Origin of the sequence: Dietzia maris, from assembly GCF_036287335.1 — a bacterium.
Lineage (GTDB): Bacteria > Actinomycetota > Actinomycetes > Mycobacteriales > Mycobacteriaceae > Dietzia > Dietzia cinnamea.
In genome coordinates this window covers 37,330-52,426 of sequence record NZ_CP143054.1, presented here as the reverse complement: position 1 = coordinate 52,426, position 15,097 = coordinate 37,330, and the positions used below count along the sequence as shown (strand labels likewise).

At 65.8% G+C, this 15,097-nt stretch carries 14 protein-coding genes; 13 read left to right on the top strand and 1 reads right to left on the bottom strand.

Going from position 1 to position 15,097, the window contains the following annotated elements; genetic code table 11:
- Positions 1-14 precede the first annotated feature (14 nt).
- The 10 genes from VYL96_RS17120 (at position 15) to VYL96_RS17075 (ending at position 11,875) form a co-directional block, all read left to right on the top strand.
- Positions 15-269: a glutaredoxin family protein gene (locus VYL96_RS17120; RefSeq protein WP_131886284.1), complete on the top strand. Its 255-nt coding sequence runs from the start codon at positions 15-17 to the stop codon at positions 267-269.
- A gap of 161 nt (positions 270-430) precedes the next feature.
- Positions 431-694: a hypothetical protein gene (locus tag VYL96_RS17115; RefSeq protein ID WP_131886283.1), complete on the top strand. Its 264-nt coding sequence runs from the start codon at positions 431-433 to the stop codon at positions 692-694.
- A 374-nt stretch (positions 695-1,068) separates the two neighbouring features.
- Complete coding sequence (locus tag VYL96_RS17110; protein ID WP_131886282.1) at positions 1,069-1,512, top strand: hypothetical protein; 444 nt, start codon at positions 1,069-1,071, stop codon at positions 1,510-1,512.
- A gap of 21 nt (positions 1,513-1,533) precedes the next feature.
- Positions 1,534-2,394: a ParA family protein gene (locus VYL96_RS17105; RefSeq protein WP_131886281.1), complete on the top strand. Its 861-nt coding sequence runs from the start codon at positions 1,534-1,536 to the stop codon at positions 2,392-2,394.
- A gap of 6 nt (positions 2,395-2,400) precedes the next feature.
- Positions 2,401-2,718, top strand: a complete 318-nt coding sequence (locus tag VYL96_RS17100) for a hypothetical protein (protein WP_063934998.1) — start codon at positions 2,401-2,403, stop codon at positions 2,716-2,718.
- A gap of 158 nt (positions 2,719-2,876) precedes the next feature.
- On the top strand, positions 2,877-3,347 hold the full coding sequence (locus VYL96_RS17095) for a hypothetical protein (RefSeq protein ID WP_131886280.1): 471 nt from the start codon (positions 2,877-2,879) through the stop codon (positions 3,345-3,347).
- A gap of 145 nt (positions 3,348-3,492) precedes the next feature.
- Entirely contained in the window at positions 3,493-4,113 is a 621-nt protein-coding gene (locus VYL96_RS17090) for a hypothetical protein (protein WP_131886279.1), read from the top strand.
- A gap of 89 nt (positions 4,114-4,202) precedes the next feature.
- Positions 4,203-6,017 carry a hypothetical protein gene (locus tag VYL96_RS17085; protein ID WP_131886278.1) on the top strand — a complete coding sequence of 605 codons (1,815 nt, stop codon included), beginning with the start codon at positions 4,203-4,205 and terminating at the stop codon, positions 6,015-6,017.
- A gap of 30 nt (positions 6,018-6,047) precedes the next feature.
- Positions 6,048-7,523, top strand: coding sequence for an IS1182 family transposase (locus VYL96_RS17080; RefSeq protein WP_061917889.1), 1,476 nt, complete (start codon positions 6,048-6,050; stop codon positions 7,521-7,523).
- 158 nt (positions 7,524-7,681) lie between these two features.
- The gene (locus VYL96_RS17075) at positions 7,682-11,875 is read left to right on the top strand and encodes a helicase-like domain-containing protein (RefSeq protein ID WP_131886683.1); all 4,194 of its coding nucleotides are present in this window, start codon (positions 7,682-7,684) and stop codon (positions 11,873-11,875) included.
- A gap of 22 nt (positions 11,876-11,897) precedes the next feature.
- On the opposite strand, the gene VYL96_RS17070 is transcribed toward VYL96_RS17075, so the two are convergent.
- Positions 11,898-12,362, bottom strand: coding sequence for a hypothetical protein (locus VYL96_RS17070; protein ID WP_254425955.1), 465 nt, complete (start codon positions 12,360-12,362; stop codon positions 11,898-11,900).
- Here VYL96_RS17070 and VYL96_RS17065 point away from each other — a divergent pair.
- The 3 genes from VYL96_RS17065 (at position 12,361) to VYL96_RS17055 (ending at position 14,995) form a co-directional block, all read left to right on the top strand.
- Entirely contained in the window at positions 12,361-13,503 is a 1,143-nt protein-coding gene (locus VYL96_RS17065; RefSeq protein ID WP_061917901.1) for an IS630 family transposase, read from the top strand. The genes VYL96_RS17070 and VYL96_RS17065 overlap by 2 nt on opposite strands.
- Before the next feature lie 519 nt (positions 13,504-14,022).
- Positions 14,023-14,271, top strand: a complete 249-nt coding sequence (locus VYL96_RS17060) for a hypothetical protein (protein ID WP_063934995.1) — start codon at positions 14,023-14,025, stop codon at positions 14,269-14,271.
- A gap of 94 nt (positions 14,272-14,365) precedes the next feature.
- On the top strand, positions 14,366-14,995 hold the full coding sequence (locus VYL96_RS17055; protein WP_131886636.1) for a hypothetical protein: 630 nt from the start codon (positions 14,366-14,368) through the stop codon (positions 14,993-14,995).
- Positions 14,996-15,097 lie beyond the last annotated feature (102 nt).

Below are 15,097 nucleotides of genomic sequence, written 5' to 3'. Positions count from 1 at the left end.
ATCGGGAGTCCAGGATGACCGCACCCACAGTGACCCTCTACGGCCGAGCAGCCTGTCCTCCGTGCATGAGAACTAAGAAGCTGCTTGAGCAAGGCAGCGTCACGTTCCTCTACGTCGACGTCGACCAAGACCCCGCTGCACTAGACGGCCTGACCGAGCTGGAGTGGGTAACCGCACTCCCGGTTGTGATCACGCCCGGACTGAAGTGGTGCGGTTACCGGCCCGAACACATCCGGACCGTCATAGCTTCCCGAAACGAAGTGCTCTAGCGGCGCTGGTGCCACGAGTGCCACGTGCGCCACTTGTGCCGCGTGTGTTCAAGACGAGACGTTAGGGTTCAACGATGATCGTTCGCGGCTCCCTCATTCACCTGCACACCACCATAATCACCACTAAGCGCGGATCCACCCAACTAACGACCCTGCGGGTCGTGGACGATCACTCGCGCCCACAGCACGGTGGCCAACCGGGGGCACGCCACTCCCCCACCCGATACGAAGTTCAGTTCGTTGACTCGAAGCTGTTTCAGTGGTCCGCCGCAATTCAGGCGAGGTTCACGGTCGGCGACGACCTGCTGGTCTACGCCGAGGACGCGATCCGGGTCCAGGGCGATAGAGACGGATCCTCCACCCTGGTGGTGTACGGCATCGACGTTGGCCATGCGACACAGCCCCTTGCCCGCCGGGTGGAGTAGCTAGTTGGTGGGGGTCCCTTTCCCTGCTCCCGCCAGTCTTGGTGCTCCGCTGCCGGCGTCAAGGTCGGCACCCTTCGGGTGCGCCGGCTCCACCGACAAGCCCCGGACGCGCTCGCTGCGCTCGCTTATATCGCCCGGACCTTCTCGGCTCCGCCGCCGTGCCCTCTCTTGACCCCGTCCGCTCCACACCAATCGGGCCGGTATCAGGGAAAGGGGCACCATGCGTGGAGGTCACCGCCGGTCCCGGCGACCGGAAAAAGCCCAGGCCAAACCCGCTATACCCCTTGTGGCACTAGTGGCACTAGTGGCACTAGTGCTACTATAGAGACATACCGAGAGGGCAACACCGCCCCCGGAAACCCCAGGAGGACACCATGAGTGATTCGCCCACCAGTCTCGCCGCCCTCGGGCTAGCGCTGTCCGAGGTCGCGTCCCTGCTCGCCGACGCTGAAGTGCTGCACGCCCTGACCTCCCACCTGACTGCACGTGAGGTGCTGGTTTTTGCCCGACTGTTCAAGGCTGCCGGGAAGGACGACGCCCACCGCTGCGTGGTTGAGGGCATCATCCACGGCGACGAGGAGGTGCGAGCGGTGGCGACCCCGGAGGTCACCGGCCCCGGTTCGGTTCGCATCGAGTACTTCAACCACTTTGCCGACAGCAGCATCGAGGACGGCCCCTTCCATGTCCGCGAGTTCTCGACCGGAGGGCTGCGCAACGCTCTGCGTGAGCTCGGCCTCGAAGTGGACACCGACACGATCGAATTGGCGACGATCGCACTGCCCGGGCGGATCGTCCTCGACAGCGCACGACGCGACTAGAGCGACACGCAACATCAACTAGTGGCGCGTGCACCGCACGCGCCACTAGTTGCACTAGGGTCACTAGAGGGAGGAAGCATGAAAATCGTTGCAGTAGCGAACCAGAAGGGCGGAGTCGGAAAGACCTCCGTCGCGCAGTCTTTGTTGCACGCCGCCGCTGCCCGCGGAAAGAAGGCGCTGGGTATCGACCTGGATTCCCAGGGCAACCTGACCCAGCAGCTCACCGCCCGCAACGCGGACGAGTGGTTCGACGTCACCATCGCCGACGTCATGGATCCGTCGACGAACGTGCGCGTCGACGAGGCGGTCGTTCCGACCCGACGAGATGGCATCGACCTCGTGCCCTCGGGCTTGGACGACTACGTCGCAGTAGAGATGACGCTGACCGGGGCGATGATGCGCGAACTGACGCTGCACAAGGCCCTCAGTCAGCTGCCGGACGACGCCTACGACCTCGTCGTGATCGACTGCCCCGCAGCGCTCGGCCTGACCTTGACCAATGCGTTCGCGGCTGTGGACTCGGTCATCATCGTCACCGACCCGTCGTCGGCCGGATTCGTCGGCGTCGGGCGCATCGTCAACACGATCGACACCGCCAACGAGCAGCTCGGACGCGTGCTTGGCCGCGAAATCGACATCGCTGGCATCGTCATCAACGGGCACCGAACCAACGTCAAGACCGAAGAGGCCTTCGTGTCTGAGATCGAGGACTACGCCCGCGACGCGGAGATTCCAGTCCTTGGCCGCCCGCTTCCCAGACTCACCTTCATCCAACGAGCGAACGCTGCCGGGTACGGATTCGACGAGCTCACCGAAATTCGCGCGGTCGAGGTCGCCCGGTTCTTTGACGACATGCTCACGACCATCACGGGAAAGGACTGATCGACCATGGCGGACAAGTTGCCGGAGGGCCCCAAGCCCCCGAACCGCAGGAAGCGATCGGTGTTCAGCGACCTGAGCTCCGTTCCGCACGAAGCCCCATCGCCGGTCGCCGAGGTCGCCCCGGTCGAGGCCGCCAGCCCACAGAAGAGGGGGGCCGGCAAGAAGAAGGGCTGGGACCGCACCGGCCAGGTGTCGGTGGTCCTGGGAAAGGAGCGTCACGAGAGGCTCAAGGACGTGTGGGCTTCCAATGCTCGTGACTACGACGCCATCGCCGATCTCATTCGTGAGGCGATCGACGAAAAGCTCGACAGGTTGGAGAGGTAGAGCTTGTGGCGCACGTGCCACATGCGCCACCATTCGAACAAGTGCCCCTTGTGCCACAAGGGGCACTTTCTTTTGGCGACAAAAAGTAGGCCTAGAACTAGGCCTACCCGTGGCGTATAACCGAGACCATGCCAACTCGAGTCCTTGCGACCAATGAGATGAAGTCCAATCTCGCCGCGCACATCCGCCACGTGGCTGCTGATCCACGGCGCCGCGTGTTCGTCGGTGCGCATCGCAGGGCGGAGGCAGTTCTGGTGTCCACCTACTCGGAGGTGCCGGAACCGGAGCTGCACATGATGGCAGCGCTTTCCGGGCGAGCGCTCGGGTTCGAGCTGGCGTCGGCGAGGAGCGCTGGGCTAGCTCGGCCTGACGTGGGGGAGTACCGCCGACTGCTGGCGGTCCTGGCATCGCGGGGTCGACGACCGGACTGCGTGGGTCTCATCGCGGCTGCCGTCGGAGCTGTCGCCGCGCAATCAGGTCTATCAGTCGCCTCGACCGTGCGCGAGGTGGGCGAGCTCATCGGCGACGCACTTGAGCCGGATCTGGACTGGGCAGATCTAGCCCTCGACGTTGAAGACAGCCTGGGGCGAACTGGCGGAATCGGGCAGGAGGGCAAAGCTCATGGATGAGAAGGAATCATCACGGTGCACGTCCCACAACAGGCATTTCCGGGGTCGTAGGGTGAAGCGAAACCGCAGCCGATCGTGGAGGCACCGTTGTCAGAACAGCCGGACCTATTCAGCTTTGGCGACGACGCCCCCGAAGGAGACAACCATGTCAGAGATGACGCGCAGAGCCGTTCAGGCGGCATGGGAGGAGCTCGGACGGGACCGGGAGTACCCGACTCCAGAAGCGCTGGAGGCCGCGATTCAGGCGGAGGCCGAGAGGCTGGCGGAGATGATCGGAGACGAGACCGAACGGCTCAGGAGCATGGGGATCGCTCAGTTCCGGGCGGACAATCAGGGGAACTTCCCGCCCTACATGGAGACCGTGCAGATCGGCAACCGGGCACGAGCACAGGCCGAGGAAACGATCCTGTGGCAGGAACTGGGGGAAGAGGTGGAACTGGCAGCCGAAGAGGAGGACCAGGAGACCTTCGACGACCAGAGCTGGCGGACCAGCCCGGATCGGTGGCGGACGCACACCGACGTGGTGGGCGACCCGAGTCCCGAGATCGACGTGCAGACGGAGGACGTCTGGCCGGAGCAGACGATACGCTTCCGAGTGATGGCGGCCTATTTGATGCAGACACGCTACGAGGACGGGCAACCCATACCGGAGACGCCGAACGATCCACTCAGAGCACTGTTTACGGACCTCGTCGAACGGGAGCTGAAGCGACGCGAAAGCGTCCTGTCCGAAGCAAGAGGACTGAGCCAGAACAACTCGACCTAGTCTTCGACGACACCGGAGCGGCGCCGGTCGACCCGGCAACGATCAACGTCCATTCTGAACCTCTGCCGGCGCCCGTGCGTCAATCGGAGGTGGCAGAAGAGCCGGCCAGCCTGGCATTAGCCGGCGGCGGTGGGGGAGTGGTCGCCCCCGATGCCGACCAGCGGCCCGAACCCGTCGACTACGCGCCGCCCCGGGACGTCGTCGTCCCGTCCGGCAAGAAGGCCAGAGTCGAGGCGAACATCGCCGCCATTAGATTGCTCCAGACCCTCGACGCCGAGGATCGTTATGCGACCCCCGACGAACAGGCAATCATCGCGCAGTGGTCCGGCTGGGGCGCCGTGCCCGAAGTCTTCGATCCGCGTCGAGCCGATTTCGCCGACGAGCGTGCGGAACTCGAGTCGCTACTCAGCTCAGCCGAGTGGAACCGGGCGCGGCACACCATTCTCAACGCCCACTACACAGACCCGGCTGTTGTCGCCGAAACGTGGAGTCTCCTACGACGAGCCGGATTCCAGGGCGGGCTCGTCCTCGAACCCGGCAGCGGCAGTGGAACCTTCATCGGGCACTCCCCGGCCGATGCACAGATGGTGGGCGTGGAGCTCGACACCCTCTCCGCTCGAGTCGCGGCGGCGCTATATCCCAGTGCCCAGGTGCGCAATGAATCGTTCGCCGACACCGCGGTACCCGACAATTCTTTCGTTGCCGCAATCGGAAACGTCCCATTCGGCGACATCAAGCTGTGGGACGACGCCCACAACAGGGGCCAGCACTCCATCCACAACCACTTCATTATCAAATCGCTGGACCTCACCGCCCCCGGCGGTTACGTCGCTCTGCTCACCAGTCGGTACACCGCCGACGCAGCGAGAGTCGACGCTCGCACCGCTATGGCCGATCGAGCTGACCTGATCGGCGCGGTTCGCCTTCCAACCGGCGCCTTCCGCCGGGTCGCAGGCACGGAAGTCGTCACCGATCTGCTGGTGTTCCGCGTCCGCGAACATGGGCAGGAACCTACTGAAACGACCCGCCAGTTCGTTCGCACCAATGACGTCACCGTGCGGACCGATCTCGCCGACGGGGACGCCCCACCGGCCCGACTCACCGTCAATCAGTACTTCCTCGACAACCCCCATCACATCCTCGGCACACTGACCGCTGGCCACGGCATGTATGGGCAGGACGAACTACGCGTCCTGGCCCGCAATGACGCTCCGCTCGACAGGCAGATCGCTGACGTCCTCGGCCCCGTGATCGACGCGGCAGTTCTTGACGGCCGCGGCTTGCTCGCCAACCGGGATCTCGTCGTCTACGACTCCTCCCTGGCCACCGATCGGGGCCTCGTCGTTCCCGTCGAGAAGCACGGCGAAGTCGCTAGCGACACACTGCGCTACAACAGCGATCACAACCTGATCGAGCGCTTCGACGGAACCGAGTGGGTCGACAGCAAGTGCCCCAAGAGCAGGCTCGCCGAGTGGCGTTCCATCCTCGAGCTGCGCGACACCGCGCTTTCCCTCGTACAGATCCAGCGAGACGGGGGAGACCCTGCCGATAAGGCCGCCCTGCGCGCCGCACTCAACGAGCATTACGACGCCTATGTGACCAAGTACGGGTTCCTCAACCGGTTCAGCTGGAAGCAGCCACCGGAAGTCACACAAGACGAGCACGACACCCGCCTCGAGGCCGCTCTAACCACCTGGCTCGACACCGAGGGGCCCAACTACGGCGCCGAGAACATGCAGGACATCCCAGACGGTGTCCGATCACGCCTGGACGAAGAAGCCTGGCAGCCCAAATCGGCGGCAACGAAGAGACAACCTCACCTGGCCGGCGCACTACGCGCCGACCCTCATCTCCAGACTGTCCTAGGAGCGTGGGTCAGTAACACGCCAGTTCAGGTCCGCTGATGGGGCGGGTTCGGCGGGATAATTGTCGTCATGGGCGAGGAAGGGTTGTTCGCCGCCGAGGAGTTCCGCGTCGAGCGGGCTGACCGGCAGGGCGAGGTCGAGCCGGTGGGCGCAGGCAAGACATTTCGGGCGTTCGACCCGGGCCAGGGGTTGTTGCTGCCGCCGTCGCTGGATGACTGGCTTCCGGCCGATCATCTGGCACGGTTCGTGGCGGATCTGGTCGATGAGCACCTGGATTTATCGCGGATCTACGTCTCCTACCAGGAGGGGCGCGGGGCCCCGCCGTACGATCCGCGGTTGATGGTGCGGTTGCTGATCTTCGGCTACACCACGGGGGTGCGCTCCTCCCGCGGGATCGAGAAGGCCTGCACCGACATCGTCGCTTTCCGGTGGTTGGCGGCCGGGGCGGCCCCGGACTACCGCGCGATCGCCAGGTTTCGCAAGAGGCACCTGGCCGCGCTGGGCAACCTGTTCTTGCAGGCGTTGGCGTTGTGCCAGGCCGCCGGGATGGTCACGCTTGGACAGGTCGCGCTGGATGGGACGAAGCTGCGGGCGAACGCCTCCAAACGCAAGGCCATGTCGTACGCGCGGCTGACGGACAAGGAGAAGGTACTGGCCCAGGAGGTCTCCGATCTGCTGGCCGCCGCCGAGGCCATCGACAAGGCCGAGGACGCCAAGTTCGGCAAGAACCGGCGCGGGGACGAGCTGCCCGATGAGCTGGCCCGCCGAGAGTCTCGCCTGGTCAAGCTGCGCCAGGCCAAAGCTGCTCTGGAAGCCGACGCCGCCGCCGATGCGGCGGAGAAGGCTGAGGCTAAGGCCCGCGGTAAGGGCGAAGACGAAGACACCGTCGCGCAGAAGGCCGCTGAGGCCGCCGAGCGCGCCACGCCCAGGCCGAAGGCCCAGCGCAACTTCACCGACCCGGAGTCGAAGATCATGCTCACCGGGGACGGGTCGTTCGCTCAGTGCTACAACGGCCAGGCCGTGGTCGATGCCGCCCATCAGATCATCGTGGCGGCCGAGGTCAACGACTGTGCCGCCGACGTCGGCAACCTCATCCCCATGACCGAGCAGGCCATCAGCAACACGGGGCAGGCCCCGAAGCAGATGCTCGCCGATGCCGGGTACTGCTCAGCCGCGAACCTCGCCGCCTCCGCCGAGGTCACCGGCGAGCAGGGCACCGAGTTCTTCATCGCCACCGGACGACAGCGCAGCGGGGAACCGGCGCCGATCGCCCCCCGGGGACCGATCCCGGCCAGCGCCACGGACAAGCAGCGCATGGCCCGCAAGCTCGCCACGAAGAAAGGCCGAGCGGTCTACGCCCGGCGCAAAGCGATCGTCGAACCGGTCTTCGGACAGATGAGCACCCTGCAGAACGGCAAGCAACTCCTGATTCGCGGTCTGGACGCCGCCCGCGGTGAATGGCTACTGCTCGCTGCCTGCCACAACCTGCGAAAGCTCCACGGTCATATCGGCGCCACCGGGCTCGGCGGCCTCCAGATCGCCTGAACTGGCAGGCCCGGGCGACCTACAGGCTGACCCGCGGACTGAACGCCATCACCGCGGCTTCGCAAACCGAATACCTGGCCGCCAGTGACGCCGGCCCGAGCGCAACGCTCTCACGCACTCCGCCGTACTCTCGGCGCGCTTCGAGCCATTACTGACCCATGCTCCTAGCCCTCGAGCACTTCGACGAGGAACGGATGGTCGGCCGCAAAGCGGCCATGTTCACCGCCGACGTCCTCGAGCCGGCAACCCCCATCATCGCCGCAGAGACAATCCAGGATGCGCTGGCGGTGAGCATGGACGAAAGCGCCAGCGTCGACGTCGCGCGGATCGCTCAGCTCATGGACGTCGACGCTGGCACCGTCGAGCAACAGCTCCAGGCCGAGGCGCTGGCGTTCCGCTCCACTGAAGACCCCGGAACGTGGATCCCGCGCAGCCGCTACCTGGCCGGCAACGTGCGCGTAAAGCTCGCCGAGGCGAACGCCGCCGCAGCAACCGATGACCGATACCGCTCGAACGTGGCCGCCCTGCGCGAGGCCATCCCCGCCCGCATCGAGGACGGGATCCGCGCCCGGCTGGGAGTGACCTGGGTCAGCCCCGACGACTATGAACAGTTCATCGCGGACACCTTCCGCATCGACAAGGACTCCGTGACGGTCAGCTACGTCAACAACGAGTGGGTCATCGAAGGCAGCTCCTGGTACGACGGCTACCAGACCGACGCCCTCGCCTACGGTCTCGTGCCCCAGAAGGGCCGCTACTCTCGGTCCTACAACTTCGTGGGTACCGACCGCGAGCAAACCCTGGCCAATCAGGGCGTCTCCCTCGGCCGCGACCGCTCGGGTAGCTTCGACCACTGGCAGGTTCTCGACTGCCTGATGAACTCTCGGCCCATCACGGTCAACCGCTCCAAGGAGTACAAGGAAGCCGTCCCCGGCGGAGACATCCACGCCGGCGCCACACGAGCGGCCAAGCAACGGGCCGAACGCCTCCAGGAGGCATTCGCCGACTGGGCGCTCAATGGCGATCCCGAGCGACGCGAACGCCTCCTCACCGAGTACAACTGGCGGTTCAACGCCACCGTCGCCCCCAGCTACGACGGCTCACACCGAACCTTCCCCGGGCTGGGAAAGACCTTCAATCCCTACCCCTACCAGCGGAACGCCGTCGAGCGCATCGTCAACGAACCGACCGTGTTGCTCAACCACGTCGTCGGTGCTGGCAAGACCGGCACCATGCTGATGGGAGCGATGGAGCTGCGGCGTCTAGGACTAGTCCGCCAGCCGTGGATCGTGGTGCCCAACCACATCGTGGACCAGGTCGCCCGTGAGGCCGCTCAGTGGTACCCGGCCGCCAACGTCTTGTCCGGTGCCGGCCGCACCACCGCAGAGGGCCGACAAAAGCTCGTCGCCCAGTCCGCAGCGCAGGACTGGGACATCGTGATCGTCCCGCTTTCGGCGTTCACCCGCATGAAGACCTCGGCTCAAACCCGCGCTAGCTTCATCAGCAACCAGATCGACGCCATGCGCTCGGCGCTCCTCGAGGCCAAGGACGGCAACCAGAGCGCGGCGACGATGAAGCAGATCGAGAACGCGATGGCCAAGGCGCAGATCAATCTCGACAAAGCGATGGACGCCACCCGCAAAGACGAAGGCCTAACCTTCGAGCAATCGGGCTGCGACTACTTGTTCATCGACGAAGCCCACCTCTACAAGAACCTTGCCCGCACCTCCGGCGTGCAGGAACTGAGCCACCCGGGGTCCGATCAGGCGATGGACCTCAAGCTCAAACTCGACTACCTGCGCGATCGCAAACGACAAGAATCCTCAGCGGCAGGCGTTCCCGACGATGCGTACGTCGAGCGGGTCGCCTGTTTCGCGACCGGAACTCCGGTCGCGAACTCCCTCGCCGAGCTCTTCGTCATGCAGACCTACCTCCGCCCTGACCTGCTTGAGCACGCAGGAGTCGACAGCATTGACGCGTGGGGCCAGAACTTCACCGACACCACAGAGACTGTTGAACTCAACGCGTCGGGCACGAAGCTGCGCTCGGTCACCCGAGTCGGCCAGTTCGCCAACGTCGGGGACCTGGTCGGCATGGTCAGCCAGTTCACCGACGCCGTCACCCGCGATCAGGTGCCGGTGAATCTGCCCGCAAAGCGCTCCGGAAGCAACATCGTCGTGGACTTCGAGCCCAGCCAGGAGGTCAAGGACTTCATCCAGGATCTTGGCCACCGCGCCGACACTCTCGACCCCCGCCGGATGGATCTCGACAACGCTCTCAAGATCGCCAACGACGGCCGCAACGTCTCCCTCGACCCGCGCAGCGCCCACCTGGCCCCGCCCTCCGAGGGGGGCCGGGCACGCGAGGTCGCCACACGCATCCTGGCCGAGTGGGAGTCGACCCGAGACCGCGCCTACCTCGACGACTTCGGGGAGCCTTCCGACGTCCGCGGAGGCCTGCAGATCGTGTTCTGCGATCGGTCCGTGCCCAAAAATGATGGGCGTTGGAACATCTACGCCGCCATCAAGGCCGAGCTGGTCGCCGGCGGGATGCCTGCCGAGCAGATCGCCTTCGTGCACGATCATCCCAAGCCCGAAGACAAAGCCGCGCTCTACAAGGCCTGCCGCGCCGGCCGAATCAGCGTGCTCATGGGTTCCACGGAGAAAATGGGCACCGGCACGAACGTGCAGACACGAGCGGTCGCCCTTCACCACGTCGATGTGCCCTGGCGACCCGCCGACCTCGAACAGCGCGAGGGCCGCATCATTCGACAGGGCAACCAGAACCCAGAGGTAGCCGTCTACAACTATGTCGCCACCGCAACCTACGACACCGCGATGTGGCAGACGCTCAACCGCAAGGCCGCATTCCTCGAGCAGCTCTACGCCGCGGATCGCTCCATCCGCAGCATCGAGGACCTATCGGCCGACAACCTGGCCGAGTCGACCGCTCTGGTCAAAGCCATCGCCACCGGAGATGACCGATACCTGCGGCGCGTGGAACTCGAGCGAGACATAGAAGCACTCGACGCAAGACGCGAGAGCCACCTGTCAGAGGTCAGATCCCGCCGCGAGGAGATCGCGGCGCTGACTCGCTCCATCCCTAACGAGGAAAAGCGACTCGAGCAGCTCGCCGCCGTCGCCCCGGAACTTAAGGCCTGGGCCGAGAAGGAGACGAAGGATTACACCATCGGCCGCGCGTCGTTCAGCGTCCGAAAGGACGCCTCGGATCGTCTGCTGGAGGCGCTGCGTGAGGCGTACGTTCAACTGCGCGGAGCAGGCCCCAATGAATCCGCACACGTCGCCACGTTCGCAGGGGTGCCGCTACACGTCACCCGCGTGATGGAACACGACATGGTCATCCTTCGCTTCGGCGACCTCCCACTGACCGGCGTGAGCATCACTCAAGAGCAGCTCTGGCCACAACGGGACGACTCCCGATTCGGAGTCTGGGGCGCAGGCAGCACCGAGGCGCTGGACGTGGAGGCCGACGAAGCGAAGTCCAGCCGAGCTGCGATGGCCAACGGCGTGATGACTCGCATCGAGAACGCGATCGGCAGGGCGCCTGGCCAGGTCGACGCCGCTAGAACTGAGCTCGACACCGACCGAAAGCGGCTCGACGAACTGCACAACACCCCAGATGAGCCCTTCCCGGACGCCGAAAAACTCCAGCTGATGAAGACCGAGCTAGCTAGCATCAACGACGACCTCGCCGCATACGAGAACTCCGACGCCGCCCAGCTGGCCCAGACAGAACTGGACCAGCGACTCGCGGCCAAGGGCCGCAGCCCCGGCTGGTCACTGATGCTCAACCCGACTCCAGCCTTGGTGGAAGAACTCGGCTTCGACACCGCGGACGAGGTGCGCGAGATGATGCGACAGCGCGAGATCGAAGCCCTGGAAGCGTGGGCGTCACTGCCGGGCGCAACCCAGAACACCGCCCCGACTCGGGCCGTGGACTACGACGACCTGCGCGGAAAAATCATGGACCACGCCGACGCCATCGAACGGGCGGCCGAGGAAAGCGATCTGGCCCTGGACTCGGCGATGGACAACTATCGCCGCTTCGCCGAAGACCTGATCCGACAGGGCGGACCAGACCAGGACATCGGCCGGCGGCTCATCGACGTAGGAGATCAGATCGGCGAAACGGGAAACCCCCGGCCGCTCGATGACCTCACCCGCGACCTCAAATCACGCAGTGCCGGCGCCGAGCAGGCCCCCGTCGACAATGACTTCACGACCTCCTACCTCGAGCATCGCGCCCAAGCCCCGGATCTCGACCCGCTATCGGAATGGCAGAACCCAGGCTCGCCCAGCGGGCCGGAGCTCGGACACGATCCTGACGCCTAAGCCGCCCCGCCGGGTGGAGTAGCTAGTGGGCATCTCCGTTAGTTCGTCGGGGGTCGGTGATCCAGGCGGTGGGGTCGCCGAGATAGAGGCCGCAGGCGGTGTCGAGGGCTTCTGCGGGAGTGCCTGAGGGCCATCCGTTTGGCAGGGCGGCTTGCTGGTAGTCGTCGTGGCTGGCGCGGTAGATCGCAAAACCCCACTGGCTGGCTGATCCGGCGTAGCGCAGTCGGCAGAGCTTGACTTCGTCCCCGTCGGTCAAGGTGGCATCGATGTAGGCGAATCCGGCCCGGTAGCGGGTGTGCAGGGCCTGGATCTGGGGCCACCGTTCGGCAGCGCGGGCCAGGAGTTTCTGTCGCAGTGAGGTCTGTGTCGAGTCGGGGATCTTGGCCATGGTCTCCATCATCGCCGCCGCCGTTTCTCGCCCTCGACTTTCGGCTTGTTCCGGCGTGGCGGCTTGGCGGGCGCCGCTGGGTGCGTCAGAAATGAACATGCCTCCCACCAGCGCCGTTATCGTCATCCTGTCCGGCAAAGAACGCGACGTGCTGACCCGCCGCGCGCACGCTGCTCGTTGTGCGCACCGCGATGTACTGCGAGCCCGGATCGTCCTGGCGGCCGCTGCCGGTGATGCCAACGCTGCGATCGCCCGCGAGGTCGGGGTGTGCGAAGACACGGTGCGCCAGTGGCGGCATCGGTTCTGCACCGAGCGCCTGGAGGGTCTCAAAGATCGGCCCCGCTCGGGACGACCGCGAGTGTTCACCCCCGTCGAGGTCGCCCAGGTCAAAGCGTTGGCGTGTACGCGCCCGGCTGACCACGGTCTGCCACTGACCAGATGGTCGGCCGCCGAGTTGAGAGCCCACGCCGTGGCCACAGGGCTGGTGCGCCCCGTGGCGTCGGCGACGATCGGGCGCTGGCTGGCCGCAGATGCGATCAAGCCGTGGCAGCACCGGTCGTGGATTTTTCCCCGCGACCCCGACTTCGCCGTCAAGGCCGCCCGGGTGCTGGACCTGTACCACCGGCGCTGGAACGGCGTTGCTCTCGGCGACGATGAGTACGTCATCAGTGCGGACGAAAAATCACAGCTCCAAGCCCTCAAACGCCGTCACGCCGAGACTCCCGCCAGGCCCGGTCAGCCGCGGCGCGTGGAGTTCGAGTACCGCCGCGGTGGGACGTTGGCCTACTTCGCCGCCTACGACGTCCACCAGGCCCGCGTGATGGGAATGACCGCACCCAAGACAGGGATCGCCCCGTTCACCGAACTGGTCGAGCAGGTGATGACCCAAGAGCCATACGCATCCGCGAAGCGAGTGTTCTGGGTCGTCGACAACGGCTCATCCCACGCAGGTCAGGCCTCGAAAGACCGGATGCGTCATGCGTTTCCCAACGCGGTCCTGGTGCACCTTCCGGTGCACGCCTCGTGGCTCAACCAGGTCGAAATCTACTTCTCGATCCTGCAGCGCAAAGCCATCGCCACCGGCGACTTCGCAGACCTCGACGATCTCGCCGCACGCATCCTCGCGTTCCAGGATCGCTACAACCGAAGCGCCGAACCGTTCGGCTGGAAGTACACCCGCGACGACCTCAACCGCCACCTCGACCGCCTCAACAACGACGGCACCCTCCGCGCAGCATGACCCCCGACGAACTAACGGAGATGCCCACTAGTTGGTGGGGGTCCCTTTCCCTGCTCCCGCCAGTCTTGGTGCTCCGCTGCCGGCGTCAAGGTCGGCACCCTTCGGGTGCGCCGGCTCCACCGACAAGCCCCGGACGCGCTCGCTGCGCTCGCTTATATCGCCCGGACCTTCTCGGCTCCGCCGCCGTGCCCTCTCTTGACCCCGTCCGCTCCACACCAATCGGGCCGGTATCAGGGAAAGGGGCACCATGCGTGGAGGTCACCGCCGGTCCCGGCGACCGGAAAAAGCCCAGGCCAAACCCGCTATACCCCTTGTGGCACTAGTGGCACTAGTGGCTCCACACCAATCGGGCCGGTATCAGGGAAAGGGGCACCATGCGTGGAGGTCACCGCCGGTCCCGGCGACCGGAAAAAGCCCAGGCCAAACCCGCTATACCCCTTGTGGCACTAGTGGCACTAGTGCTACTATGGAGACATACCGAGAGGGCAACACCGCCCCCGGAAACCCCAGGAGGACACCATGACCGCCAAGCCCGGCACCCTGCTCGACGCCTTCACTCTGGAGACCGATCGCGGCCCGATCGAGGCGGAGATCCGCCTCATGCACGCCGAGGACGGCACCGAGATGCTGTGGCACTACGAGAACGATCACCTCGGCTTCGTGCACCCCGCCCGCCGCTGCGTCCGGTGCAACGAGATCATCACCGCCGCTGCCGCCGGAGGCTGCTGCATCGCCTGCGTCGACGGCCTCGTCATCGGCCACGACTAGACCCCGCTACCGGCCCGCCCCGCGGGCCGGTAGTCCGGCCACCACTCACCACCCCGAGAGGGCTCCAAGCCCCCGGAAACCCCAGGAGGACACCATGACCACGAACCACGCGCCCGCCACGGTCCGAGCCCTGCCCCGCACAGAGCCGGCCACAGCCCTCGCGCCTGCACACCCGATCACCCGCAGCGGGCTGCTCGAACCTGCCGAAGGCCAGGTCCAGGCCGCGTACGACGAACTCGCCCGCCACCACGTCGACACGCTCACCGCCCGCGAATGGCTCACCGACCTCGTCGCCAGCGTCGGCGTCCGCCGCATGGAAGCCGAGGCCGCAGCCGCGCCCGCAGCGCCGAAGCCCGAGCCGATCGGCGACGACGGATTCACCCCAACCCGCCAGGAATGGGCAGAACTGCACCGGATGCTCACCGTCGCCCTGGCCATCGTCAACGGTCGCCGAGGCCGCCTGCGCGACCTATTCGACACCCAACTCGCCACCGCCGCCGGACGCGCCAGCATCAACGTCGCCGCTGAGCGAGTCGCCGCTGCGCGACTAGCCACCACCGTGACCATCCGCCGACAGCAGGCCCAGGCGATCCGCGAGCCCAAGCGGACCGTCTTCTACGTCCCCGCGATCATCACCTGGGATGCCCGCTACCGCGCCCTGGCCGCCACCATCGTCCGTGACAGCCACGGCCACTACCGATTCACCGGGTTCACCATCCTGTGAGCCCCAGAGTCAGCCGAGAGGCCCGCCCTAAGGGGCGGGCCTCTCCGGTATTCCACATCCCCCAACCATCCACAGACGACCCCAGCCGAGCGCCCCGAGAAC